At 68.2% G+C, this 25550-nt stretch carries 26 protein-coding genes; 9 read left to right on the forward strand and 17 right to left on the reverse strand.

From position 1 onward, the window contains the following. The first annotated feature begins 65 nt into the window (after positions 1-65). On the forward strand, positions 66-1235 hold the full coding sequence (gene glgA / locus AU192_RS12855) for a glycogen synthase (RefSeq protein WP_064396674.1): 1170 nt from the start codon (positions 66-68) through the stop codon (positions 1233-1235). Between the two features lie 18 nt (positions 1236-1253). Here glgA and AU192_RS25120 read toward each other — a convergent pair whose 3' ends face one another. From AU192_RS25120 to AU192_RS12885, 7 genes are all read right to left on the reverse strand, one after another. Then, positions 1254-1421 carry a DUF3117 domain-containing protein gene (locus tag AU192_RS25120; RefSeq protein WP_005059648.1) on the reverse strand — a complete coding sequence of 56 codons (168 nt, stop codon included), beginning with the start codon at positions 1419-1421 and terminating at the stop codon, positions 1254-1256. A gap of 144 nt (positions 1422-1565) precedes the next feature. After that, positions 1566-2213 carry a DNA-3-methyladenine glycosylase I gene (locus AU192_RS12860; protein WP_064396677.1) on the reverse strand — a complete coding sequence of 216 codons (648 nt, stop codon included), beginning with the start codon at positions 2211-2213 and terminating at the stop codon, positions 1566-1568. Continuing rightward, a complete protein-coding gene (locus AU192_RS12865) occupies positions 2210-2563 on the reverse strand; it encodes a DivIVA domain-containing protein (protein WP_064396679.1) in 354 nt (117 codons plus the stop codon). Before AU192_RS12865 ends, AU192_RS12860 begins: the two co-directional genes overlap by 4 nt. 181 nt (positions 2564-2744) lie before the next feature. Next, on the reverse strand, positions 2745-3692 hold the full coding sequence (locus AU192_RS12870; protein ID WP_064396681.1) for a glucosyl-3-phosphoglycerate synthase: 948 nt from the start codon (positions 3690-3692) through the stop codon (positions 2745-2747). Beyond that, positions 3689-4513: a dihydropteroate synthase gene (gene folP, locus AU192_RS12875; protein WP_064396724.1), complete on the reverse strand. Its 825-nt coding sequence runs from the start codon at positions 4511-4513 to the stop codon at positions 3689-3691. The genes AU192_RS12870 and folP overlap by 4 nt, the downstream gene beginning before the upstream one ends. A gap of 129 nt (positions 4514-4642) precedes the next feature. Beyond that, on the reverse strand, positions 4643-6424 hold the full coding sequence (fadD6, locus tag AU192_RS12880) for a long-chain-acyl-CoA synthetase FadD6 (RefSeq protein WP_064396684.1): 1782 nt from the start codon (positions 6422-6424) through the stop codon (positions 4643-4645). A 49-nt stretch (positions 6425-6473) separates the two neighbouring features. Then, on the reverse strand, positions 6474-7049 hold the full coding sequence (locus tag AU192_RS12885; RefSeq protein ID WP_064396725.1) for an LOG family protein: 576 nt from the start codon (positions 7047-7049) through the stop codon (positions 6474-6476). A gap of 141 nt (positions 7050-7190) precedes the next feature. On the opposite strand from AU192_RS12885, the gene AU192_RS12890 reads away from it, so the two are divergent. Then, entirely contained in the window at positions 7191-9284 is a 2094-nt protein-coding gene (locus tag AU192_RS12890; protein ID WP_064396686.1) for an AAA family ATPase, read from the forward strand. A 46-nt stretch (positions 9285-9330) separates the two neighbouring features. Then, positions 9331-10101 (forward strand): type VII secretion target, encoded by a 771-nt coding sequence (locus AU192_RS12895; protein ID WP_064396688.1) that lies wholly within the window; start codon positions 9331-9333, stop codon positions 10099-10101. A gap of 3 nt (positions 10102-10104) precedes the next feature. On the opposite strand, the gene AU192_RS12900 is transcribed toward AU192_RS12895, so the two are convergent. The 4 genes from AU192_RS12900 to dapE form a co-directional block, all read right to left on the reverse strand. After that, positions 10105-10791: a hypothetical protein gene (locus tag AU192_RS12900; protein ID WP_064396689.1), complete on the reverse strand. Its 687-nt coding sequence runs from the start codon at positions 10789-10791 to the stop codon at positions 10105-10107. A 12-nt stretch (positions 10792-10803) separates the two neighbouring features. Further along, positions 10804-11922 (reverse strand): hypothetical protein, encoded by a 1119-nt coding sequence (locus AU192_RS12905; RefSeq protein ID WP_064396692.1) that lies wholly within the window; start codon positions 11920-11922, stop codon positions 10804-10806. 93 nt (positions 11923-12015) lie between these two features. Further along, positions 12016-13632 carry an ABC-F family ATP-binding cassette domain-containing protein gene (locus tag AU192_RS12910; RefSeq protein WP_064396694.1) on the reverse strand — a complete coding sequence of 539 codons (1617 nt, stop codon included), beginning with the start codon at positions 13630-13632 and terminating at the stop codon, positions 12016-12018. Between the two features lie 102 nt (positions 13633-13734). Then, positions 13735-14799 (reverse strand): succinyl-diaminopimelate desuccinylase, encoded by a 1065-nt coding sequence (gene dapE, locus AU192_RS12915; RefSeq protein WP_064396696.1) that lies wholly within the window; start codon positions 14797-14799, stop codon positions 13735-13737. On the opposite strand from dapE, the gene dapD reads away from it, so the two are divergent. After that, a complete protein-coding gene (gene dapD / locus AU192_RS12920) occupies positions 14782-15768 on the forward strand; it encodes a 2,3,4,5-tetrahydropyridine-2,6-dicarboxylate N-succinyltransferase (RefSeq protein ID WP_231987843.1) in 987 nt (328 codons plus the stop codon). The two genes, dapE and dapD, sit on opposite strands and share 18 nt — an antisense overlap. Before the next feature lie 126 nt (positions 15769-15894). Here dapD and AU192_RS12925 read toward each other — a convergent pair whose 3' ends face one another. From AU192_RS12925 to AU192_RS12935, 3 genes are all read right to left on the reverse strand, one after another. Further along, positions 15895-16455: a M15 family metallopeptidase gene (locus tag AU192_RS12925; RefSeq protein WP_064396728.1), complete on the reverse strand. Its 561-nt coding sequence runs from the start codon at positions 16453-16455 to the stop codon at positions 15895-15897. Between the two features lie 62 nt (positions 16456-16517). Then, complete coding sequence (locus AU192_RS12930) at positions 16518-16868, reverse strand: VOC family protein (protein ID WP_064396702.1); 351 nt, start codon at positions 16866-16868, stop codon at positions 16518-16520. Continuing rightward, positions 16865-18265 (reverse strand): acyl-CoA synthetase, encoded by a 1401-nt coding sequence (locus tag AU192_RS12935; RefSeq protein ID WP_064396704.1) that lies wholly within the window; start codon positions 18263-18265, stop codon positions 16865-16867. The genes AU192_RS12930 and AU192_RS12935 overlap by 4 nt, the downstream gene beginning before the upstream one ends. A gap of 42 nt (positions 18266-18307) precedes the next feature. On the opposite strand from AU192_RS12935, the gene AU192_RS12940 reads away from it, so the two are divergent. From AU192_RS12940 to AU192_RS12950, 4 genes are all read left to right on the forward strand, one after another. Continuing rightward, on the forward strand, positions 18308-18844 hold the full coding sequence (locus tag AU192_RS12940) for an NUDIX domain-containing protein (protein ID WP_082694012.1): 537 nt from the start codon (positions 18308-18310) through the stop codon (positions 18842-18844). 71 nt (positions 18845-18915) lie between these two features. Continuing rightward, positions 18916-19290, forward strand: coding sequence for a VOC family protein (locus tag AU192_RS12945; protein WP_064396705.1), 375 nt, complete (start codon positions 18916-18918; stop codon positions 19288-19290). An 80-nt stretch (positions 19291-19370) separates the two neighbouring features. Then, positions 19371-19508, forward strand: a complete 138-nt coding sequence (locus AU192_RS25705) for a hypothetical protein (RefSeq protein WP_156656448.1) — start codon at positions 19371-19373, stop codon at positions 19506-19508. A gap of 58 nt (positions 19509-19566) precedes the next feature. After that, on the forward strand, positions 19567-20103 hold the full coding sequence (locus AU192_RS12950) for an Rv2253 family sensor-like surface protein (protein ID WP_064396707.1): 537 nt from the start codon (positions 19567-19569) through the stop codon (positions 20101-20103). On the opposite strand, the gene AU192_RS12955 is transcribed toward AU192_RS12950, so the two are convergent. Both AU192_RS12955 and pruA read right to left on the reverse strand, forming a co-directional pair. Beyond that, positions 20100-21095: a proline dehydrogenase family protein gene (locus tag AU192_RS12955; protein WP_064396709.1), complete on the reverse strand. Its 996-nt coding sequence runs from the start codon at positions 21093-21095 to the stop codon at positions 20100-20102. The genes AU192_RS12950 and AU192_RS12955 overlap by 4 nt on opposite strands. Then, the gene (gene pruA / locus AU192_RS12960; RefSeq protein WP_064396731.1) at positions 21095-22729 is read right to left on the reverse strand and encodes an L-glutamate gamma-semialdehyde dehydrogenase; all 1635 of its coding nucleotides are present in this window, start codon (positions 22727-22729) and stop codon (positions 21095-21097) included. The genes AU192_RS12955 and pruA overlap by 1 nt, the downstream gene beginning before the upstream one ends. A gap of 93 nt (positions 22730-22822) precedes the next feature. Here pruA and AU192_RS12965 point away from each other — a divergent pair, with 93 nt between their 5' ends. Further along, positions 22823-24412 (forward strand): PucR family transcriptional regulator, encoded by a 1590-nt coding sequence (locus tag AU192_RS12965; protein WP_064396710.1) that lies wholly within the window; start codon positions 22823-22825, stop codon positions 24410-24412. Here the strand turns inward: AU192_RS12965 and AU192_RS12970 are convergent. Beyond that, the gene (locus AU192_RS12970; RefSeq protein ID WP_064396711.1) at positions 24407-25369 is read right to left on the reverse strand and encodes an IS481 family transposase; all 963 of its coding nucleotides are present in this window, start codon (positions 25367-25369) and stop codon (positions 24407-24409) included. The genes AU192_RS12965 and AU192_RS12970 overlap by 6 nt on opposite strands. Positions 25370-25550: the final 181 nt, after the last annotated feature.

Consider the following 25550-nt stretch of genomic DNA (forward strand, 5'->3'; position numbering starts at 1 on the left):
CAGATCCGGCGGTTCCGACACGATCACTCCAGCGGCGGCTTGCGCCCGTAACTAGGGTCGAATTCATGCGGGTGGCGATGATGACTCGGGAATATCCACCCGAGGTCTACGGCGGGGCGGGGGTTCACGTCACCGAGTTGGTCGCTCAGCTGCGCCGCCTCTGCGAGGTCGACGTGCACTGCATGGGCGCCCCGCGTGCGGACGCGATCGTCGCGCAACCCGACCCCGCGCTGATCGGCGCCAACGCCGCGCTGTCGATGCTGTCGGCCGACCTCAACATGGTCAATGCCGCCGCACACGCGGACGTGGTGCACTCGCACACCTGGTACACCGGCCTGGCCGGCCACCTCGCCGCACTGCTCTACGGGGTGCCGCACGTGCTGACCGCACACTCGCTGGAGCCGATGCGCCCGTGGAAGGCCGAACAGCTCGGCGGCGGCTACCGGGTCTCGTCGTGGGTGGAGAAGACGGCGGTGGAGGGCGCCGACGCGGTGATCGCGGTCAGCTCCGGTATGCGCGAGGACGTCCTGCGCACCTATCCCGCGTTGGACCCGAATCGGGTCCACGTGGTGCGCAACGGGATCGACACCGAGGTCTGGTATCCGGCTCACCCGGAGCCGGGCGAATCGGTGTTGGCCGAACTCGGCGTCGACCCGTCGCGGCCCATGGTGGCGTTCGTCGGTCGGATCACGCGGCAGAAGGGCGTTGCCCATCTGATCGCCGCGGCCCACGATTTCGCCCCCGATGTGCAGCTGGTGCTGTGCGCAGGAGCGCCCGACACCCCCGACATCGCCGCCGAAGTGACCGAGGCGGTTCAGCACCTGTCGCACGCCCGCACCGGGATCTTCTGGGTGCGCGAGATGCTCCCCATCGTCAAGATTCGCGAAATTCTATCCGCTGCAACTGTTTTCGTATGCCCCTCAGTGTACGAGCCGCTGGGCATCGTGAACCTGGAGGCGATGGCATGCGCGACGGCGGTCGTGGCCTCCGACGTCGGCGGCATTCCGGAGGTGGTGGCCGACGGACACACCGGGCGGTTGGTGCACTACGACCCGCAGGACGCGCCGGCTTACGAGAGCCGGTTGGCCGCGACGGTCAACGAGCTGATCGCCGACCCCGAGAGGGCGCGCCAATACGGCGAGGCCGGGCGGCAGCGCTGCATTCAGGAGTTCTCCTGGGCCCACATCGCCGAGCAGACCTTGGAGATCTACCAGAAAGTGGGCAATCCGGCGTAGCCGGTCACAGCGGAACCGTCAGCTCGTGACGTTCTTCAGTTCGTCCCCGAGCGCGGCGGCCTCATCAGGGGTCAGCTCGACGACGAGTCTCCCGCCGCCTTCCAGTGGTACCCGCATCACGATGCCGCGCCCCTCCTTGGTTGCTTCCAGTGGACCGTCGCCGGTCCGGGGCTTCATCGCCGCCATCGAGTGCTCCCTCCAGATGAGCCGGCCCGCCCGCGGGCTCGGTCGGGGCCGAGACTGCCCACTCGTTGACATTCCCGGCACTGAAACTGCTACTGAACGCCTCTATTGTTCCCTATCGGCGCCGTTCGGTGTGCAAAGACCCGGCTAAGGCCGCTTACCGGGTGCCGCTGAAGTCGCCGGTACCGAGCAGTCGGCGGTGTGATCGTCGACCATTCCGGTCGCCTGCATCAACGCGTAGGCGGTCGTGGGTCCCACGAAGCGGAAGCCGCGGCGCTTCAATTCCTTGGCCATCGCGGTCGACTCTGGGGTGACGGCCGGAACCTCGGCGAAGCTGGCGGGCCGCGGCCGGGGCGGCGGTGCGAACGACCACAACAGCTCGGCCAGGTCGGTTCCCGCGTCACGCAGGTCGGCCGCCGCTTGCGCGTTGGCGATGGTGGCCTCGATCTTCGCGCGGTTGCGCACGATCCCGGCATCGCCCATCAACCGCGTGATGTCGCGCTCGGTGTAGCGCGCGACCCGGTCGATGTCGAAATTGTGGAACGCTCGGCGGAAGTTCTCCCGCTTGCGCAGGATCACGAGCCACGAAAGCCCGCTCTGGAACGCTTCGAGGCTCACCCGCTCGAAAAGGGCGACCGAGTCGCGCAGCGGCCGCCCCCACTCGGTGTCGTGATAGTCGCGGTAGAGAATGAAATCAGCTGGGGCCAAACGTGATTCGTCGATCCACGCGCACCGGACACGGCCGTCGGGTTGGAAGGAGGGTTCTTCGGAGGTCTCCGGGGTGGCTGCGGTCACGACTCCTCCTCGGATTGCAATGCGTGCGCGCCACCCTCGATGGGCTCGTCGTCTTCGATGCCGTGGGTGGCCCGCAGGGTGGCCAGCTGACCGTGCAGCAGGTCGAGTTCCTGGCCCAGCCGGTCGAGCACCCAGTCGACTTCGCTGGTCTTGTAGCCGCGCAGCGTCTGGGCGAACTTGACGGCGTCGACGTCGGCGCTCGTCACGCCGGAGGCGGGCAGCACCGTAGCGGTGGTCTCCCGCGGCAACGGGGGCAGCGGTTCACCGCGCCCGAACACGACGCTGCCGACGGCGAACAGCACCACGGCAATCAGGACCAGTACGACCAGATACAGCAGAACCAGGCTCACGGTTTCGATACTGCCTCAGCGCGCCGACATCCGGCGGACGACGATCAAGCGGCGAGGGACGAGCCGCGCTGAGGAGTCCGCCAATTCAACCCGGCGGACGACGATCAAGCGGCGAGGGACGAGCCGCGCTGAGGAGTCCGCCAATTCAGCCCGGCGGACGACGATCAAGCGGCGAGATGACTCAGCGTGGGCGCAGGGTCACCATCGGGGGGCGGTCGGCCAGCGACACCGACGATGTCCGCGGCGTGTAGTCCTGACCGTCGGCGAAGAACTGCGTCAGCCCCACACCGGAGTCCGGCACCCCGCAGCGCGACAGCAGCGTCGCGATCACCTGGCGGCTCATGCTGGCCAGCTCGGTCAGCGGCCGGTTGCGGTGGGTGCGAACACCGAGGTTGACCTGGGCGATCCCGTCGAGGCCGAGCCGGTCGTAGGCGTCGATCAGCAGACCGATCTCGACCCCGTAGCCCGGCGCGAACGGTACGGACGTCAACAGCTCACGGGTGCCCGCGTATTCACCGCCCAGCGGTTGCAGGATGCAGCTGAGCTCGGGCCGCAGGGAGGCCAGCAGCGGCCGGGCCACCAGCTCGGTCACCCGCCCGCCGCCGTTGGCGTCCTCGCTGCCGCTGACCTTCAGCGGCCTGCGGTAGAAGCCCTTGACTAGGTGCACACCGTCGGTGGTGAGCAGCGGACCCACCAGCTTGGGCACGAACATCGGGTCGGGGTCGATCAGGTCCGAGTCGACGAACACCACGACGTCACCGGTCGTGGCGGCCAGCGAGCGCCACAGCACCTCGCCCTTGCCGGGTTGCGGAGCCACCTCCGGCAGCGCCGCCTCACGGCTGATCACCCGGGCACCGGCGGCCAGGGCGCGGATCTCGGTGTCGTCGGTCGAGCCGGAATCCAGCACGATCAGCTCGTCGACCAGCCCACCGAGCAGCGGGGTGATGGTCTCGACGACGCTGCCGACCGTCTCTTCCTCGTTGAGGGCGGGCAGCACCACCGAGATGGTGCGGCCCCGTTTGGCGGCTTCGAGTTCTGAGACCGTCCACGTCGGCCGGCTCCAGCTGTGGTCGCTGAGCCAGCGTGCGATGACGACGTCAGTAGCGGGAAGTTCGGGTGTGAGTGTCATGCCAGTCCCCTCACCGTGCGCGTCGGCGGCCGTCCGCCCTGGATCGACGCGACCATCTCCAGTACACGCCGAGTCGGTCCGACCTCGTGCACCCGGAACATCGCGGCTCCGTCTGCGGCCGCCAGGGCGGTGGCTGCAAGGGTGCCCTCCAGGCGTTCGGTCAAACCCACACCCAGAGTCTCCCCGACGAAATCCTTGTTGCTCAGCGCCATCAGGACGGGCCATCCAGTGTTTACAAGCTCTTTCACATGGCGCAACAAACTAAGACCGTGATGAGTGTTCTTGCCGAAATCATGCGTCGGGTCGATCAGCACGGCGTCGCGCGCCACCCCCGCCGCGACCGCGCGTTCGGCCGCCGCGGTTACCTCCGCGATCACGTCGTCGACGACGCCGCGTTCGGTGATTCCGTAGTTGACCCGGGCCGGCCTAGTGCGCGGTTGTGCGCCGCCGGTGTGCGAGCACACCAGGCCTGCACCGAACTCCGCGGCCACCTCCGGCAGCGCCGGATCGTGGCCGGCCCAGGTGTCGTTGATCAGGTCGGCTCCGGCCGCGCACGCCTGTTTGGCGACCGCCGAGCGCCAGGTGTCGACGCTGATCAGCTGATCGGGATAGGTGCTGCGCAGCCATTCGATGAACGGAACGACGCGCGCGATCTCCTCGTCGGTGTCGACGGTGTTACCCGGGCCCGCCTTGACCCCGCCCACGTCGACGACGTCGGCGCCGTCCTCGATGACCCGGTGCGCGGCCGTCTTGGCCGCCTCGTCGGTGAATGCGGCGCCGCGGTCGTAGAACGAGTCCGGAGTCCGGTTCACGATCGCCATGATCAGCGCTCGATCGGCGGCGACGGGCCGGCCCAGGAAGCGGCCCGAGTGCGTGTTCACCCTTCCAGGCTACGGCGGCGCGATTTGTGCGTGATTTCGTTCGGCGGCGAACGTTTCCACTCACGATCGCTAATTCTTGGGCTTCTTTCCGTCGGCGACCTCTTTGGGGTAGTCGTCGTAGAACTCGACGTAACCCTCGTCGCGACCGGAGAGCACGTAGATCGGATCGTCGATCTCCTCTACGTTGAAGCCCTCCTTTCGAAGGTCGACCTTCTGGCTCTTGAACGTCGACGTGTACGCCAACTCCTCGACCACCCGCACGAACAGCGGCACCGCGTAATTGGGCAACTTGTCGTATGCGGCTTTGGCCAGCGCCTTGCCGTCGAACTTCTCGCCCTCATTGAGCTGGATCGCGGCCATGCCCGCGCGTCCGCCTGCGCCCTCGACCTCGACGCCAAAGACCGTGCACTCCTCGACCTGCGGAGCGGCGGAGATGGCCGTCTCCACCTCGGTGGTGGCGACGTTCTCGCCCTTCCACCGGAAGGTGTCGCCGAGCCGGTCGGTGAACGACGCGTGCCCGAACCCCTGCGAGCGCATGAGGTCGCCGGTGTTGAACCACACGTCACCATCGCGGAAAGCGTTGCGCACCAACTTCTTTTCGGTCTCTTCGCGATCGGTGTAGCCGTCGAAGGGCTGGAAGTTGCTGACCTTGGACAGCAACAGGCCCGGCTCACCGGTGGACACCTTCTTGACGCGGCCTTTGTCGTCGCGCAGCGGATCGCCGGTCTCCGGGTCGTACTCGACGAAGGCCACCGGCGACGGGCAGATACCGGTGGACTGCGGAATGTTGAACACGTTTACGAACGCGGTGTTGCCCTCGCTGGCGCCGTAGAACTCACACACCCGGTCGATGCCGAATCGTTCGGTGAAGTCGTTCCAGATCGCCGGGCGCAGCCCGTTGCCACAGATGACCCGCACCTTGTGCTTGCGGTCGGTGTCCTTGGGAGGCTGGCTGAGCAGATACGAGCAGATCTCGCCGATGTAGACGAACGCGGTCGCGTCGTGGCGGATCACCTCGTCCCAGAACTTCGACGCCGAGAACTGCTTGCCGATCGCCAGCGTCGCGCCCGAGTTCAGCACCGACGACAGCGCGACCGTCAACGCGTTGTTGTGATACAGCGGCAGACAGCAGTAGAGGGTGTCCTTGCTGGTCAGCCGCATTCCGAGGCCGCCGAACCCGGCCAGCGCCCGCAGCCAGCGGTAATGCGTCATCACGCTGGCCTTCGGCATGCCGGTGGTGCCCGAGGTGAAGATGTAGAACGCGTTGTCCTTGGCGAGCACCGCCGCGGTGGTCGGGGGGTTGCTGGTGGGCGCAGACGAGGCCAGGCGCTTGAGGTCGTCGATGGTGAGCAGCCCGTCGGTGTCGGCACCGGACTCGGTGATCGGCTCGACGAAGTCGGTATCGGCGACAATGGCCTTGGCCTCCAGCAGCCCGAGGCTGTGCTTGAGCACATCGCCTCGCTGGTTGTAGTTGAGCATGCCGGCGATCGCGCCGCACTTGACCGACGCCAGCATCAGCAGCACGGGCTCCGCGGAGTTGCGCAGCATGATGGCGACGACATCGCCGTGGCCCACGCCGCGGGCAGCCAGGATCGCGGCGTAGCGGTTGACGGTCTCGTTGGCCTCGCGATAGGTGATCTGCTCGTCACCGAACCGGAGGAACACCTTGTCGCCGTAGCGTGCGGCGCGGTCCTGGAAAACCTTGCCGATCGAGGTCTTGGCCGAGGGCCGGGCACCGAAACCGGTGACGACGCCGCGCAGGATCGTCGGCAGGTCCGCGATCAGGCCCGGCGCGCGGGCGGCGATGTCCAATAGACCGACGCTGCGGCGAATCCCCGACTTCTCGGTCATGCGCGTTCGTCCCTCCCTGTTCGTTTGTCGCACACCCTAGTGACCGTGTTCATGGCTGTGGCGCACACGCCGTCATGGCCGACTCGACGTCGACGGTGACGACCAATCGGTCCAGTGCCCCCTGCGCGACGTACCCGCTGTCGCGCAGATCGTGCAGCCAAGCCAACAGCCCGTCGTAGTGCCCGATGGGGTCGAGCAGCACGACCGGTTTGTCATGCATACCCAAATAACCCGCTGTCCAGGCTTCGAAGAACTCCTCGAGCGTGCCGATGCCTCCGGGCAGCGCGATGAACGCGTCCGCCCGCCCCTCCATGACCTCCTTGCGTTGACGCATCGTGTCGGTGACCACGAGTTCGTCGGCGTCGACATCGGCGACCTCGCGATGCACCAGCGCCTTCGGGATGACACCGACGGTGTGGCCCCCGCGGGACCTGGCCGCCGTCGCCAACGCACCCATCGCAGAAACGTTTCCGCCGCCGGAGACCAGGCTCCAACCCCGCTCGGCGATCGCCACCCCGACCTCCTCGGCCAGCCCGATGAGCTCGGGGTGCATCGGACCCGACGCGCAGTAGACACACACCGCCCACTGACGACGGGACTCGCGAGCGTGGGGTTCTGCGGACACGAGCACAACCTAGCCGCACGACGATCAAGCGGCCCCCGGCCGCGTTGAGGAGTGCGGCCATCGAATTCAGCCGCACGACGATCAAGCGGCCCCCGGCCGCGTTGAGGAGTGCGGCGATCGATTTAGCCATAGACTCCGGCGGTGCCGATTGAGTGGGTCACCTCGCCGCCCGGACCGGCACTCGATTCGATCGAAGCCGGTCTGCAGAAGCGTTCCGGCGCCGTCCTGATCGGTCCCGCCGGCGTGGGTAAGACGACGCTGGCGCGAGCGGCCGCAGAGCGGCTCGCAGGGGCCTACCACCGCGTCGACTGGGTCACCGCCACCGCGCCGATGGCCGCGGTCCCTTTCGCGGCGGTCAGCCGCCTCATCGACGTCGCCGACACCGGCAAGACCACAGACGTTCTGCGCAGCGCCCGCGACACTCTGGGCGACGGGCGCCTGCTGGTGGTGGACGACGCTCATCTGCTGGATCCGTTGTCGGCGGCGCTGATCTACCAGCTCGCGGTCAGCGGCACCGCCGCGCTGATCGTGACGGTAGCGCCGTCGGGGGTGATGGCCGACGGTGTCTCGGCGTTGTGGGACGACGGCCTCGTCGAGCGCATTGACCTCGAGCCGCCGGGTCAGGACGACCGTCGGGTGGCCGCGTCGGTCGACGAATTCGTCGCCGCCCTTCCGGACGCCGCCTATGGCGTCCTGGAGTACCTGGCCGTCGACGACCCGCTGGCGCTCGACGAGCTCGAAGCCTTGGTGGACCCGGAGTCGGTCGAGGCCGCAGCGGCATCGGGTGCCGTCGTGGTCGACGACGGTTGGGTGCACCCGGCGCATCCGCTGTTCGCCGACTCGGTGCGCGAAGCGTTGGGCGGCCCGGAGCTGCGCAGGCTGCGGGGTGAAGTCGTCGACCGGCTGGCCGGGCGGCCCGGTCACGGCGCCGTCGACAGGTTGCGCCGCGCGGTGCTGGCGCTCGACAGCGACAGTCCGCAGGGGCCATCGGAGCAGTCCTCGGCGGCCGCGGAGGCGTTGCGCCTCGGCGATCTGGTGCTCAGCGAACGGCTCGGCCGCGCCGCGCTCCAGGGCGCACCCGATGACCTCCCCACCCGGCTGACGCTCGCGTACGCGCTGGCGTGGCAGGGCCGAGGCCGCGACGCGGACGCGGTGCTCGACGGCGTGAACGGTGCCGCGCTGTCGGAGACCGAGCTGATGGCGTGGGCGCTGCCGCGGGCCGCCAACCAGTTCTGGATGCTGTCCGAGCCCGAGCGCGCCACGGCGTTCCTGCGTGCGACACGCAACCGGGTGTCGTCGCCGGCCGCACGCATCACCCTCGACGCGTTGTCGGCGACGTTTGCGATGAACGCCGGGAGCGTGTCGCGGGCGATGGAGGTGGCCACCGGCGTGTTGGCGTCGCCGGACGCCGACGACACCGCGATCGGCTGGGCGGCGGCGGCAGCGGCGTTGAGCTCGGCGCGGACGGGCCGGTTCGCCGATGTCGACGCGTTGGCCGAGCGGGCGATGACCGCCGGGCATCCGGGGCTTCTGCGGTTCACCAGCGGATTCGGGCAGACGACGGCGTTGCTGATGGCAGGTGAACTGGACCGGGCTCAGCAGCTTGCCCAGCGGCTCACCGACTTCGCACAGTTGCAACAACCAGGGCGCGCGATCGGTGAGGTGCTGGTGTCCGACGTGCTGATCGCCAAGGGTGAGCTCGAGGAGGCGGTACGCCTGCTGCGTCGTGCGGCCGCGGCGCTGGCCCCCACCGGCTACTCGTGGGGTCCGTTGGCGTGGATGCTGCTGGCCCAGGCGCTCGGCCAGCTCGGTGCGGGTGTCGAGGCGGGGAAGGCATTGGCGCGCGCCGAGTCTCGGCACGGATTGAAGTCGATGCTGTTCGCTCCAGAGTTGGCACTCGCACGGGCATGGACGATGTGGGCGCGCCGCGACGAGCACGGCGCCGTCGCCGCGGCCCGTGAGGCGGTGCGCAGTGCCGAGCGTGGAGGACAGACGGCCGTCGCGCTGCGCTCGCTGGTGGACGCGGTACGGCTCGGCGACATGCGGGCCGCGGACGCGATCGAACGGGTGAGCACCGAATGTGACTGCGCGACTGGGCGGTTGGCGCTGGTTCACAGCCGAGCACTCATCGCGCGGGATGCCGCCGCGCTGGCCGAGGTGTCCCAGGGTTACGCGGCGTGCGGGTGGCACGGCGCCGCCGCGGACGCCGCAGCCCAAGGCGAAGCGCACCGCTGAAATTCGTGTCAGGACGGGTCTTGTCGCGGCCCTAGGCTTGACTGTCATGAGTCAGTTGTTCGCGCAGACAAACGGGTTGCGGTCCTCCGCCTCGATCCACGACCGCGTCGTGACGGACCTGTCGCACGTGCTCGCCGGCGTACCGGAGGCAACCGGCGTGCAGAACAGCCACGGCCAAATCGCGGCCGGAGTGGGCGCCGCGTTGTCGAGCGCGCTCGACGCTCGGCTTGGCACCGTGCACTCCACCGCCGACGCGGGTGCGACGATCTCTGACCTGCTGCAAAAGGCCGCCCAGATGTACGAGCAGGGCGACCACGAAGGAGCCGAGAAGTTGCGCGCGGCCGCCGACGCGCTTGACGGTCAACGGGATACGGAAGTGAGCGAAAGCACATCGACAACAGGGGGCGTCCCAGGCTCCCCCGCGAACGGCGTGGGCCCGCCCGGTGGCGATCAGATGGTCGGCCAGATGCTCGGTCAGGTCGGACAGCAGGTCGGACAGCTGGTCGGGTCGATGGCGGCGCCGCTGCTGGGTCTTGCGCAAGGGCTGCAACAGGTTCCGCAGATGATCGCGCAAGGTGTACAGCAGGCCGCGCGAGGCGAGGAGACACCCGAGCGCGACGACAGTCGCGTCAACGATGACGGCACCGGCGCACGCTCCGACGAGGACCCAGCCGAAAAACCATCCGAGCCGACGCGCCGTGCCGAACCGGAATACCAAGCCGCACCTAGTGATTCGGCAGTAGTGGGTCGCCCACCGGAGGCGCCGGTCGCCGCGGAGGGCCCGCGACCCGCGCAGACGCGTCCCCAGGTGGGGTAACCGCTACAGGTTGCGGGCGACGTCGTCGTCCCCAGACTTCGGAGGGGTGACGGGGGCAGCGCCCGCACCCGATTCACTGCCCTGTGGTCCGGCGGCGCCGTCCCACGGGCGGTCATCGCCGCGGTTCAACGGCCGGTGGTCCTCACGATCGTCGGATTCACCGGTCTGCAGCCCGGCGTCGTCGCGAGGCTGCTGCGCCGGTGCGCCCGCACCCGGGCTCTGCGCTCCCGCCGCGGCTGTCGGTGCGGCACCGCTCGGTGGCGCACCCCCACCGGTGGCCGACGAGCCGCCCGGCGACTGGGCACCCTGCATGGCCTGCTGCATGAGGGAGCCGAACATTCCGGTCTGCCCACCGAGGGTCTGAGCAGGCGCCCCCGCCATCTGCCCCATCTGACCGGCCTGCTGCCCCACCTGGCCGAGCATCCCGACGATCTGGCCAACCGACTGAGAGCCCGCGTCGTCGGAGTTCTCGTAGGCGGCTTGCGCGACGCCCACCTTGCCCGAGAACGTGTTCTCCTTGGCCGACAGCGCGGCGACGTTGGTAGTCAGCTGGGCGGCCAGCGTCGGCAGTACCGCCGAAATGGTGGCGCTCATCGCGTCTTGTCCCGCCGGGATCATCGGTATCTCGGGCAGTTCGACCGCCGCCGCGTTCCAGCTGATGCCGTCGGGCTTTCTCAGTGGGCTACCCATGTGCGCTCCTCGTCACCAGTCGTCATCGTCGTCGTCGTCGAGATCGTGCTCCAGCGGCGCGGGCACGGCCAATCCTGGTGCGGTGCCCCCGCTGACGCCGCGCTGACCCATCATCGGGGCCATCCCGCCCATACCGCCGCCCGCGGCCATCGGGGCCGCCCCGCCGACCGCGGCGGCCCCCGCGGTCGCGCCGTCGGGCGCGGGTGCGGTGCTGACCGCCTTGCTGCCGACGAGGTTGGCCATCTGCGGGGTTTGCAGTGGCGCACCGCCGGAGCCCGGCAGCGACGCCGCCCGGACCATGCCGGAACCGCCACCGGCGCCCGAGCCGCCGGCGAGCGGATGGTTGGAGAACGACGAGAAGGGCAGCCCCGCGGCGCCGAGGGAGTCGGCCTTCCCGCCCTGGCCGAACATCGACGTCAGCTGTTGCAGCGGCTGCGAGAGCTGCTGGCCCAGCTGCTGTGGCACCTGCATCAGCGTCTGGCCGATCTGCATCGGCAGCTGCGCGGCCATGGCTCCCATCTGGCCGACCATCTGCATCGCCTGCTGTGAACCGTCACCGGCCTGCTTCGCGGCTTCCTCCCCGCTGTCCTGCGCCTCCTTGGCTCCGGGCACGGGTGGGACGCCGAAAAGCGGGATGCTCGGCGGTACGCCGAGGGTGTTCGCGAGTTCGGTGGTGCTGGCGGTGATGTTGGCGATGTTCTGCGACAGCCCCATCTTGATCCGGCTCTGCACCAGCTCCTGGGCGTTGCTGAACGGCATCGCCGAGAGGGCTTCACACTCATGCTGGACCTCTTGGGCGATCGTGTTCGCCAGCATCTTCGTCTTCACGACCGTGGCCTCCATCGCCCGCAATTTCGCCGCGATCGCGGCCGCCTGCGCCGCGTTGGCCTCGTGCCCGCCGATGATGCTGGTGGCCTCCCCCGCGGCGGCGAGCGCGCCCGCGCCCTCCCATGAATCGGACAGCTGCATCAGCTGACCCTGCTGTTCGGGCACGACGTTGCCACTGATCTTGGACGCCAACGCCTCGTACGACGCCGCCGCTGCGGCCAACGTCTCCTCGTCGACGTTCGGCCAGCCCGGGCCGGTCACGGTCTGACCGCCGTACGGGCTGGAATCGGGCGCGATGCCCATGGCGCGACCCCCTTGACGACACGCTACGGGTCTCAAACTTACCGTGCCCCGGATAGCTGGCCGTGCGCCGATTTCATGCGGCGCGACGCCCGATCAGGGCATCCACTGCTCCTCGAGACGGCCGCCGGATAGCCGAAGCCACCGCTGCACGCCGATGTCGGCGAGGAAGGGCTCGTCGTGGCTGACGACGACGAATGCGCCCCGGTACGCGTTCAGCGCGGCCTGAAGCTGCCCGACACTGACGAGGTCGAGGTTGTTGGTGGGCTCGTCGAGCAGGAGCAACTCGGGTGCCGGTTCGGCGAACAACACGCACGCGAGTGTCGCGCGCAACCGCTCACCGCCGGACATCGCGCCCACCGGCAGATGGATCCGGTCGCCTCGGAAGAGGAACTGCGCCAGAAGGTGCATGCGACGGGTGTGAGAAAGGCTCGGTGCATACGCGGCGAGGCTCTCGGCGACGGTGAGGCGCGGATCGAGCAGGTCGAGCCGCTGCGACAGATACGCCACGCGGGCACCGCTGCGCTGTACCGAACCGGAGTCCGGTGCCAGGTCCCCGCCGACGATGCGCAGCAACGTCGACTTGCCCACCCCGTTGCGCCCGGTCAGCGCGATACGCTCGGGCCCGCGCACCGACAGGTCGACGTCGTCGAGAAGCAGCAGCTCACCGGCCGAGAAGCGCAACCCCTTGGCGGTGAGCACATCCCGGCCGGCGGGTACGTCGGTGCCGGGTAGGTCCAGTACGAGCGCGTCGTCGTCCCTGACCGCCCGCTCGGCGTCGTCCAGGCGAGCCCTGGCATCGTCGACCCGCGCGGCGTGCACGCCGTCGATGCGGCCCGCGGACTCCTGGGCTCGCCGCTTCCGGGCTCCTGCAACGATTTTCGGTAACCCGGCGTCGTTGAGGTTGCGTGTCGCCGTGCCCGCCCGCCGCGCCGCACGCTCACGCGCCTGCTGCATCTCGCGCTTCTCGCGCTTGAGCAGCTGGTGAGCGCTGCGGACATTGTTCTCGGCGACGCGCTGCTCGTGGCTCACCGCCTCCGTGTACAGCGTGAAATTGCCACCGTAGGAGCGGATTTCACCCTGGTGCAGTTCAGCGATCCGATCCATGCGGTCGAGCAGCAGCCGATCGTGGCTGACAACCAGCAGGCAGCCCGTGAAGTCGTCGAGCGCGTCGTAGAGTCGGTGGCGGGCGTCGACGTCGAGGTTGTTCGTCGGTTCGTCTAGCAGCAACACGTCGGGCCGATTCAGCAGCTGACCGGCGATGCCGATGCTGATGATCTCGCCGCCCGACAGCGTGTCGAGTCGACGGTCGAGCGCGATGTGGCTCAGTTCAAGCCGATCCAGCTGTGCCCGCGTGCGCTCCTCGACGTCCCAGTCGTCGCCGATCGTGGTGAAGACGTCGGCACCGGGGTTCCCGTCGGCCAGCGCGTCGAGCGCTGCGATGACGGGCGCGACGCCGAGCAGTTCTGCGACGGTGTGATGTGCGATGTAGGGCAGCGTCTGCGGCAGGTACCCGAGCGTGCCGTCGACGGTGACCGAACCCGACGTCGGCGACAGCTCACCGGCGATCAGCTTGAGCAGCGCGCTCTTTCCGGCGCCGTTCGGGGCGACCAGACCGGTCCGGCCGTCGCCGACGGAAAAGGACAGCTCGTCGAACAGCGGTGTGTCGTCGGGCCATACAAATGACAACTCAGAACAGACGATGGAAGACATGTGAGTGATCGCTTCGTGTCTCGCACGGAAATGGGGGACGGTCGGATCCGGGCGGCACCCGGAGACGTCGTCAACTCACATGCATTCAGCGTAGGTGCGCGGTCAAGCGGTTAAATACCGGCGCAACACGTCGGTCGCGGCGGTGATCTTCGCGACCTCGACGCGCTCGTCGACACGGTGGGCGAGGTTCGGATCACCGGGGCCGTAGTTGACCGCGGGAACCCCGAGCGCGGCGAATCGCGACACGTCGGTCCATCCGTACTTGGCCCGGACCTGTCCGCCTGCGGCCTGTACCAGCGCGGCCGCGGCCGGCTTGGTCAGCCCGGGCAGCGCACCGGCCGCCGAGTCGGTGAGTTCGATCTCGACGTCGAGGCCGTCGAACACGTCGCGCACGTGGTGCAGCGCCTCGTCGGTGCTGCGGTCGGGAGCGAACCGGAAGTTCACCGACACCGAGGCCGCATCGGGGATGACGTTGCCGGCGATACCGCCGTCGATGCGCACCGCGGACAGGCCTTCGCGGTAGGTGCAGCCGTCGATCTCCACGTTGCGGGCCCGGTACGACGACAGCCGGTCGAGCACGGGGCCGAGTTTGTGAATCGCGTTGTCGCCCAACCACGACCGGGCAGAGTGGGCGCGGGTACCGCTCGCGCTGATGACGACGCGCAGCGTGCCCTGGCAGCCGGCCTCGATATACCCGTCGGAGGGTTCACCGAGGATCGCGACGTCGGCCCGCAGCCAGTCGGGCAGCTCGGATTGGATGCGGTTCAGTCCGTTGGCCGACGCCTCGATCTCCTCGCAGTCGTACATGACCAGCGTGATGTCGTGCGTTGGCTCGGCAACGGTGGCGGCCAGGTGCAGGAATACCGCGTCGCCCGATTTCATATCCGACGTGCCGCAGCCGTGCAGTTCCCCGTCGACCAGCCGGCTGGGCAGGTTGTCGGCGACGGGCACGGTGTCGAGGTGGCCGGCGAGCAGCACCCGCGACGGTAGCCCCAGGTTCGTGCGGGCCAGCACGGCGTCGGCGTTGCGGATCACCTCCATCGAGGTCTGTTCGCGGAGCGCGGTCTCGACTTCGTCGGCGATGCGCCGCTCGTGGCGCGACTCGCTGGGAATGTCCACCAGCGCGGCGGTCAGCGCGATCGGATCACCGTGCAAGTCCAGGCTCACACGGCTGACGTTAGTCTTACCCGCGTGACTTCTGCTGCAGGTATCGGGCTGGCGACGATCGCCGCCGACGGATCGGTCCTCGACACATGGTTCCCGGCACCCGAACTCGGAGCCGACGGCCCGTCGGGCACGGTGCGCCTGTCGGTGGCCGAGGTGCCCGAAGAGTTGGGCGCGCTGACCGGTCGCGATGAGGATCGCGGCGTCGACATCGTGGCAGTGCGGACGGTCATCTCGTCGCTGGAGGACAAGGCCGCCGACGCCTATGACGGCTATCTACGGTTGCACCTGCTCTCGCACCGGCTCGTCGCGCCGCACGGCCTGAACGCCGACGGATTGTTCGGTGTGCTGACCAACGTCGTGTGGACCAATCACGGCCCGTGCGCGGTCGCCGGTTTCGAGACGGTGCGGGCGCGCCTGCGTGCGCGCGGGCCGGTGGCGGTCTACGGCGTCGACAAGTTCCCCCGAATGGTCGACTACGTGCTGCCGACCGGCGTGCGTATCGCCGACGCGGATCGAGTCCGACTCGGTGCGCACCTGGCCGAGGGCACGACCGTCATGCATGAGGGTTTCGTCAACTTCAACGCGGGCACGCTGGGCAGTTCGATGGTCGAGGGCCGCATCTCGGCCGGTGTCGTCATCGACGACGGGACGGATCTCGGCGGCGGCGCGTCGATCATGGGGACGCTGTCGGGCGGCGGCAAGGAAGTGATCTCGGTGGGCAAGCGGTGTCTGTTGGGCGCCAATGCCGGTATCGGGATCTCGCTGGGCGACGACTGCGTGGTCGAGGCCGGTCTGTACGTCACGGCGGGCACGAAGGTGCAGACCGCCGACGGTCAGACCGTCAAGGCGCGCGAACTGTCCGGCGCCGACAACCTGCTGTTCCGGCGTAATTCGCTCTCAGGCGCCGTCGAGGTGGTCAACCGCGACGGCACCGGTATCACGCTGAACGAAGCGCTCCACCAGAACTGAGGTTGAGCACCGCCCTCTTTTCATGTTGTGCGAGCGTCCGTGTTCGTACCGCAACACGCCGGCGTGGACGGTCATTTCGCGGTCGCTCGCGGCGTGACGAGCGCCCCTCGATGTCGCGGTGAGCCGTCATTCCGCTGCGGCGTTCGGCTTGAGCGGCGGACAGCGCCCGTCGACGACGGCCCACTCGAAGTGCCAGATCTCGTTGGCGTAGATCTGACACAGACCGAAGCGGCGGCCGTTGGTGATGAGCCACTTGTCCGCCTCGACAGGCCCGATGTCGACGGCTTCGCCGGTCACGTGCTTCGACTTCTCCGGTGAGGCGACGAATTCTCGTGCCGCTTGGACACTTCCGTACCGGACGACGCCGTCGTCGAAGAGCCGCTCCTGAAACCCCTTCGATCGCCAGCCGGATGTGATGCGCATCTTTATGCCGTCGTCTTCGGCGCTACGCGCCGCTTTCTGCACCGCCTCGCGAAGCGCGGGGTCGAGCCACTTCACGATCGGGTGCTCGGCGTTGAACGGGCTGACCGTCCGGCCGTCGGGCAGCCACCCGCCGACGGTGTCCTGCGCGGCAGGTCCGATACGCAACGGCTCCTGGCCGACAACGGGCGCCGGGGACGACGGCGGCGGAGGTGTGCCACATGCGGCGATTGCGCACACTGAAGCCGCCGCGAGCGTGCGCAAGATGCTGAGATTTCGCGGCGTGTCGTATACAGACCCGCACGCTCGCGCCAATAGGGACGGGGCGGTCAATCTTCGGCGGCCAGGATGCAGAATTCGTTGCCCTCCGGATCGGCCAGCACAACCCAGCTTTCATCGCCCTGCCCGATGTCAACCCGGCGCGCGCCGAGGTCGACCACCCGCTCGACTTCGGCCTGCTGATCGTCGGGCCGGAAGTCGAAGTGGATGCGATTCTTGACGACCTTGTCGTCGGGCACCGCGAGAAAGAGCCAGTCGGGGCCGGCGCCGGGCGGTGCGTGCAGCACGACGTCACCGTCGTCGTCGACGTCGTGGGGCCAGCCCAGCACCTGCGACCACCACCGGCCCAACGCCGAGGCGTCGTGGGCGTCGATGCAGATCTCGTCGAACTTCAGCGTCACCGTGCCAGCTCCTTCTTGAGCACTTTGCCCATCGCATTGCGCGGCAGCGAGTCCACCAGCCGCACCTCACGAGGTCGCTTGTGTATCGAGAGCTGTTGGGCCACATACTCGATCAGGTCGTCGGGCGTGGCCTCACCGACGACGAACGCGACGATGCGCTGGCCGAGGTCCTCGTCGGGCACACCGACGACCGCCACTTCCTGCACACCGGGATGTCCGAGCAGTGCAGCCTCGATCTCGCCGGCGCCCACGCGGAAACCTCCGGTCTTGATCAGGTCGACGGATTCGCGTCCGACGATCCTGTGCATACCGTCGGCGTCGATCACCGCGACGTCGCCCGTGCGATACCAGCCGTCGGCGTCGAGCACCTCGGCGGTCGCATCGGGGCGGTTGAGGTAGCCGTCGAACAACGTCGCGCCCCGAACATGAAGCTGCCCAAGGGTTTCCCCGTCGTGTGGCGCCGCGCCACCGTGCTCGTCGACCAGGCGGGTCTCGATACCGGTCAGCGGCAGGCCCACCCAGCCGGGTCTGCGCTCACCGTCGGCGCGGGTGCTGATCGTGATCAACGACTCCGTCGATCCGTAGCGTTCGACGGGCCGGTGCCCTGTCCTTTCGACCAACTTGTCGAACACCGGCACCGGCAGCGGGGCGCTGCCCGATACCAGCAGCCGCGCCGACGCCAGAGCCGCTGCCGCGTCCGCGTCGTCGGCCACCCGCGACCATACCGTCGGCACCCCGAAGTACAACGTCCCACCTGCCGCCGCATAGTTCTGCGGACTCGGTTTTCCGGTGTGCACGAACCGGTTTCCGATTCGCAGCGATCCGAGCAGCCCGAGGATCAACCCGTGCACGTGATACAGCGGCAAGCCGTGCACCAGGATGTCGTCGGGCGTCCACTGCCACGCTTCGGCGAGCGCGTCGATGTCGGCGGCGATCGCGCGGCGGCTGACGACGACACCCTTGGGCGGGCCGGTCGTGCCGGAGGTGTACACGATCAGCGCGGGCGTCTCGGCGGGCGGTTCGGCGTAACGGTGCCACGAGCGGGCGTGCAGCCGCACCGGCACGTGCTGCAGACCCTCGGTCTCCGCAGGCTTCTCCCCCAACCACGCCTGCGCGGCCGAGTCGCCCAGGATGTGTCTGCGCTCGGCAGCGCCGACGTCGGCGGGCACCGGGACGACGGGCACACCGGCGATCAGGCAGCCGGTCACCGCCAAAACGGTCTCCACGGTCGGGGTGGCCAGCACCGCGACCCGCTGCGCACCCGCGACGCGTTCGGCCACCGACGTCGCGGCCCCCACCAGATCACTGCGCGACAACTGCGCCCCGCCGATACGGACCGCGTCCCCGATGTCAGCGCCACCCGCGACCGCGGCGGGGTTGAGCGAAGCCAGCAGCATAAGCAGCGAGGTTACCCATATCGGCTCGGCGATACTGGGCGCGTGACTCACATTGAGCGGCTGGCATCGCGCGAGGTCTACCGGAACAACTGGATGGTGCTGCGCGAGGACGACATCCGCCGACCAGACGGCAGCGACGGCATCTACGCGGTCGTGGACAAGCCGACCTATGCGTTGGTGATCGCGCGCGATGGCGACCGGTTCCGGCTGGTCGAGCAGTTCCGCTATCCGCTGGGTCTGCGGCGCTGGGAGTTTCCGCAGGGCACCGCGCCGGACCAGAAGGACCTGGCGCCCGCCGACCTCGCGGCGCGCGAACTGCGTGAGGAGACGGGTCTGCGTGCGTCGGAGCTGGTGTGCCTGGGACTGCTCGACGTGGCGCCCGGAATGAGCAGCCAGCGCGGCTGGGTGTTCCTGGCCACCGGCATCACCGAGGGCGAGCACGACCGCGAGCACGAGGAACAGGACATGCACAGCGAATGGTTCACCCGTGCCGAAATCGAGCAGATGATGCGCGCCGGGGTGATCACCGACGCGCAGTCGATCGCGGCGTGGGCCCTGCTGGTGCTGTCGGGGCGCTGACGGATGCGATGAGTTTGGTCGCGGTGCCGAGTCTTCACAGTGACGCAGAAAGGCGACCACAGGAGACTGACATGGCGACTTCAGACACCATGCCGATCGGCATGTATTCGTTCGACTGCCGCGACGCCGCCGCGCTGGCGCGCTTCTGGTCCAGGGTGCTCAACCGGCCGGTCGACGAGCACGCGACCGCGGAGTTCGCGACCGTCGGCCTCGACGACGGCGGGGTGACCTGGATGTTCCAGGGCCGCCCGGCCGCGGACCTGCCCTCGGGACAAAATCGGCTGATGATCGACTTCAACGGCGGACCCGCGTGGTCGGAGCACGCCGACCGGGTCGAATCGTTGGGCGCGGTGCGCGTCAGTGATCGCCAGGAGGACGGTCTGTATTGGGTCGTCTTCCGCGATCCCGAGGACAACACGTTCCGCATCTTCTCGCCTCGACCGTAACCGGCCCGTCGCCGACCGCTTCGAACCGCGAGCCGCCCTGCTTCGTATACCAAGTAAGAGCGATCGGAGGAGGTGACACGATGACCGCGATCTACGGGATGATGGCGATGATGCCGCTGGTGTTCGGCGGCGCCGGATACTTCCTCGTGTCCTCCGCCGGCTGCGGCGAGACCCCGCGACCACCGGCACATCGAGACCAATCCGTGACGGTGTCGTAGCCTTCGGCAAACCGTGTCGCGAAGGGTTGGCGGAAGTCGGCTCAGTAGTGTTCACGATATGTCCGCCCGTGCCCTGACCAGTGCGCTGTTGGGGCTGACATGTGCTGTGGCCACGAGTGTTTCGCTGCTGCCGACGGCCGCCGCAGCGAATCCGGTGTGGAACGGGCGCTACGAGATCGTCACCTACGCGTCGGACAAGATGGGCACCAGCATCGCCGCCGCTCAACCCGAACCCGATTTCAGCGCGCAGTACGTGCTGGCGACCGACTGCTCGGCGGGGCTGTGTGTCGCCACCGTCGTGTCGGGTCCCGCGCCGAGCAATCCCACCATCCCGCAACCGGTCCGCTACACCTGGGACGGGGCGCGCTGGCAGTACGCCTACAACTGGCAGTGGGAGTGCTTCCGCGGCGACGGGGTTCCCAGCGAGTACGCACCGGCGCGGTCGCGCGTGTTCTACGCCCCCGACATCGACGGACAGCTGTTCGGTACCTGGCAGACCGAAATCCTGGGCGGAGCATGCCGCGGGACGGTCGTGATGCCTGTCGCCGCCCGCCCCGTCAGCTCGCCCGGTATCCCCGTCGGCGTGGCACTCTAAGCGCCGCGGCGTTCGGCCAGCGCCCGCAGGAAGAACATCAGGTTGGCGGGCCGCTCCGCGAGCCTGCGCACGAAGTACCCGTACCACTGGGCGCCGAACGGCACGTACACCCGCACATGGTTGCCCGCATCGGCCAGCCTGCGCTGCTCGGCATCGCGGATGCCGTATAGCATCTGGTACTCGAAATCGTCTCGGCCCCGGTTGTTCTCGGCGGCCAGCGCGGGTGCCGTCGCGATGACGGTCGGGTCGTGCGAGGCCACCATCGGGTAAGCGTTTCCCGCCATCAGCACCCGAAGGCAGCGCAGGTAGGAGTCGGTGATGTCGTCGCGGTCACGGTAGGCCACCGACGACGGTTCGTCGTAGGCACCCTTGCACAACCGGATTCGCGCAGCGGCCGATGAGCGCTTGCGCGAAGAGAATGCAGGGGCGGCGAAATCCCGGCAGTCGGCATGGGTGCGCTTGAGATACGCCTGCAGAGCCGTTCCCAGCCAGCCGAACTCGGTGCGCAGATCGCGCACGATCGACAGGGTCGAATCGGTGGTGGTGTGGTCCTCGGCGTCCACCGTCACCCACACCCCGATGCGCTGCGCCCGTTCGCAGATGGTGTGGGCGTTCTCCAGCGCGATCTTCTCACCGTCGCGTGCCAATGCCTGCCCCAACGCCGACAGCTTCAACGAGACCTCGAGTGGCCGCACTTCGGCCGGTCCCTCTTCACGCCGCGCGAGTCCGTCCAGCAGCGTCAGGTACGCGTGCACGTTCTCGGTCGCGGTGTCCGCGTCGGTCACGTCCTCGCCGAGGTGGTCGATCGACACGAGGCGACCCGAATCACGCAATTGGACAACGGCGTCGAGCGCATCGTCCACCGTCTCCCCCGGCACGAATCGGTGCACGACATCGCGTGTCACCGGAAGCCGCTCGGCGGTTCTTCGCAGGGAGTCCCGTCGGCCGGCGGCCATGATCGCCGGCCGCGCAACGCGTTGGAAGAATCCCATCACTGCTCCATGTGCGGATAGTTGTGGTCGGTCGGCGGGACGAGGGTCTCCTTGATCGAGCGCGCCGATGTCCACCGCAGCAGGTTCAGCGCCGAACCCGCCTTGTCGTTGGTACCCGATGCCCGCGACCCGCCGAAGGGTTGTTGTCCGACGACTGCACCGGTCGGCTTGTCGTTGATGTAGAAGTTGCCTGCGGCGTGGCGCAATCGCCGTTCGGCCTCCAGCACCGCCGAGCGGTCGTCGGCGATCACCGCACCGGTCAGTGCGTACTTCGCCCCGGTGTCGACGACGTCGAGGATGCGGTCGTATCCGTCGTCGGGGTAGACGTGAACCGCCAGGATCGGCCCGAAATACTCGGTTTTAAACGATTCGTCGGTCGGGTCGTCGGACAACAGCACGGTCGGTCGGACGAAATAGCCTTCTGTGTCGTCGTATTCGCCGCCGACGGCGATGGTCACATGGGCGGTCTTCGCGCGCTCGATCGCCTTGACGTTCTTGGCGAACGCCCGTGCGTCGATCAGCGCACCGCCGAAGTTGGTCAGGTCGGTCACGTCGCCGTAGCGCAGTTCCTCTGTCGCCGAGAGGAAGTCGTCGCCCATCTGCTGCCACACCGAGCGCGCGATGAACGCCCGCGACGCCGCCGAGCACTTCTGGCCCTGATAGTCGAACGCGCCGCGGATCAGCGCCGTGCGCAGCACGTCGGGCTGCGCGCTGGCATGGGCGACGACGAAGTCCTTGCCGCCCGTCTCGCCCACCAGGCGCGGGTAGCCGTGGTAGCGGTCGATGTTGTTGCCCACCTCGCGCCACAGATGCTGGAACGTCGTGGTCGACCCGGTGAAGTGGATGCCTGCCAGCCGCGGATCGGACAGCGCCACCTCGGAAACCTCCACGCCGTCCCCGGTGAGCAGGTTGATGACGCCGGGCGGCAGACCGGCCTGCTCCAGCAACTGCATCGTGAGATAGGCGGCAAATGTCTGGGTGGGCGAGGGCTTCCAGATCACGGTGTTGCCCATCAGCGCAGGCGCGGTGGGCAGGTTGCCCGCGATCGCGGTGAAGTTGAACGGCGTGATCGCGTAGATGAATCCGTCGAGCGGTCGGTAGTCGGTGCGGTTCCAGATCCCGCGCACGCTGATCGGTTGTTGCTCGAGGATCTTTCGGGCGAACGAGACGTTGAACCGCCAGAAGTCGATGAGCTCACAGGCCGCGTCGATCTCGGCTTGATACGCCGACTTGGACTGCCCGAGCATGGTGGCGGCGCAGAGCATTTCGCGCCACGGGCCGGCGAGGAGGTCGGCCGCCCGCAGAAACACCGCGGCCCGGTTGTCGAACGGAGTGGCCTCCCATTGCGCTTTGGCGGCCATCGCGGCCTCGATGGCCGCGGCCGCGTCGGAGTGAGTGGCGTTGGTGAGGGTGCCCAGCCGTCCGGAAGGGTCGGTGTGACGGTGTGGCTGCACCACGTCGATGCGGTCGCCGTCGCCCATCCGGTGTTGGCCGCCGATGACGTGCGGCAGGTCGACGGGGTGGGCGGCGACGGAGGTCAGCGCCTCGATGAGCCGGGCGCGTTCACCCGAGCCCGGCGCGTAATCGTGGACCGGCTCGTTCGCCGGAGGGGGAACGTCGGTGATGGCATCCATGACGAAATGATGCTCGGCCACGACACCCGATCCGATGGTCGATCCGACAACGCCACCGACGATCTATAGTCGGATCAGACAAAGGGGCGTGTGATGGAGCCACCAACCGCCGGTCTCGGCCTCGGCCGACTGCTGCTGGCGTTGGACCGGACCATGGTGACGCTGGTCGAAGCGCCGCGCGGCCTGGACATGCCGGTCGCATCGGTCGCCCTGGTCGACGCCGACGATGTCCGGCTGGGTCTGGCCGTCGGATCCGGCTCGGCGGACCTGTTCTTTCTGCTCGGTGTCGACGACGTGGACGCGGTGCGCTGGCTCGAGCGGCAGTTCGCAGGCACCGGCCGCGTGCCCGCGGCGATCTTCGTCAAGGAACCGTCTCCTGTCGCGGTCGAGCAGGCCGTCGCGCTGGGCACTGCGGTGGTGGCCGTCGAACCGCGGGCCCGCTGGGAGTCGCTGTACAAACTGGTGAACCACGCGTTCGAACATCACGGCGACCATGGCGATCCGCACCACGATCCGGGCACCGACCTGTTCGGCTTGGCCCAGTCGATGGCCGATCGCACTCGCGGCATGATCAGCATCGAGGACGAGAATTCCCACGTGCTGGCGTATTCGGCGTCCAGCGACGAGGCCGACGAGCTACGTCGGCTGACCATCCTCGGCCGCGCCGGCCCGCCCGAGCACCTGGCCTGGCTCGCGCGGTGGGGCATCTTCGACGCCCTGCGTTCGAGCACCGACGTTGTGCGCGTCGCCGAACGACCGGAGTTGGGGCTGCGACCGCGCCTGGCGGTCGGCATCCACGTTCCCGATGCGAAAGCCGGCCGGTTCGCCGGAACCATTTGGCTGCAACAGGGTTCGGCACCGCTGGCCGACGATGTCGAGGAGGTGCTGCGCGGCGGCGCTGTCCTTGCGGCACGAATTCTGTCGCGGCTGTCGGCCTCGCCGTCCACACACACCAGCCAGGTGCGAGAGCTGCTCGGGCTGTCCGGTGACGTGGTCGACGTCGACGCCGTCGGACGGGAACTCGGTATCCAAGTCGGGGGTCGAGGTGCACTCGTCGGGTTCGTCGACGCCGACGGCACCACACCGGCGAGCGTTATCGCTCTGAGCGCCAGTGCCTTTCGACCCGATGCGCAGATCGCCTCGAGCAGTGGGCGGGTCTATGTGCTGCTGCCGAAGATCGGCGGGCCGTCAGCGGTGATGTCCTGGGCGCGCGGTGTGGTCGCGACGCTCGACCGGGAACTGGGACTCTCGCTGCGCGCGGTCGTCGCCGCCCCGCTCGCCGGGCTTGCCGCCGCCGCGAACGCCCGCGCCGAGGTGGACCGGGTCTTCGACAGCGCACAGCGTCACCCCGGCGCGATCGGCCACGTCGCGTCGCTCGACGACGCGCGTACCACCGTGCTGCTCGATGAGATCGTGTCGCGGGTCGGTCAGCGGCTCGTCGACCCGCGGATACGTCAACTGCGAGAACAGGATCCGGTGCTCGCAGAAACGCTCGGGGCCTATCTTGACGCGTTCGGCGACATCACCGCGGTCGCTCAGCGGTTACACGTGCATCCGAACACGGTGCGCTACCGCATCCGTCGCATCGAGAAGTTGTTGTCGACGTCGCTGAACGATCCAGACGACCGGCTGGTGCTCGCGCTCGGCTTGCGGGCGACGGAGCCTAGCTGTACCGGGTCATGAGGTTGGTGTCAGTCGGCTTATCGGTGGGAGGCCGCCGAGTGCGCTGTGACGTCGTTGAGTGTTGTAGTAGTGGAGCCAGGGGGCAAGGGCTGCGGCGCGCTGGCTATTGGAGGTGAAGACGCGTTTGTAGGCCCATTCGGTTTGCAGCGTGCGGTTGAGGCGTTCGACCTTGCCGTTCTGCCAGGGGCAGTGCGGTTTGATGAAGATCTGGCGGGCGCCGAGTTCGGCGCTGACGTCGCGGAGTGAGTATCGGTAGGCCCAGGCATTGTCGGTCATGATTTCTTCGATGGCGGGGATGCCGTGGGCGTCGAAGTAGGCTGCGGCGCGGCGTAGGAATCCTGCGCAGCTGGAGCCTTTCTCATCGGCGAGGATCTCGCTGTAGGCCAGTCGGCTGTAGTCGTCGACGAGTGAGTGGATGTAGTCGAACCCATTGCGCCGGTTGACGTCTAAGCCGGTGTTCCCCCGGCCGTGCGCGCGCCAACCGCCTCCGTCGGGGATCCGGCCCAGCTTCTTAACATCCATATGCACTAGTTCTCCGGGCCGGGATCGTTCGTAACGGACAGCAGTGGCTTTGGACGAGCGGATCAGCTGACCGGTCATCGGGTCGCAGTCACGCAGATAGGGCACGCCGCGTCTACGCAGCACCCGCGACACCGTGCGGGCACATACCCCCAGCTTCGCGCTGATCTCGTCAGGTCCGCAGCGGTGACGCCGCCGCCAGGCCACGATCTGATTCTCCAAGCTGCCGGCGATCCGGGTGGGCGTCGTGTGCGGACGCGAGGATCGATCAAGCAGGCCCGCCTCGCCCTCGGTTTCGTAGCGATCGATCCAGGTGTGTACGCACTTCCGCGACACTCCCATCGCCTTGGCAATATGGGCTTTAGCCCAGCCGGCCTGAAACCGCTGCACGATCAGCAGTCGGCCATGGAACGTCGTACGGGCATTACGGTGGGACACGAGAACCTCCGGACGGTGGTGGACCTAGACAAGCCACACCTCACCCGGAGGTTCTCCCCACATCAAGCCAACACGCCTGCTACCAACCTCATGACCCGGTACACCTGATATGTAGAGAAGTTTGTCAAGAGGGCAAGGTGAGGCGCCGCCGGGGAGCTACCCCGACGGCGCCTCTTTTGCT

This window comes from Mycobacterium lehmannii (genome assembly GCF_001499925.1).
GTDB classification, from domain to species: Bacteria; Actinomycetota; Actinomycetes; order Mycobacteriales; family Mycobacteriaceae; genus Mycobacterium; species Mycobacterium lehmannii.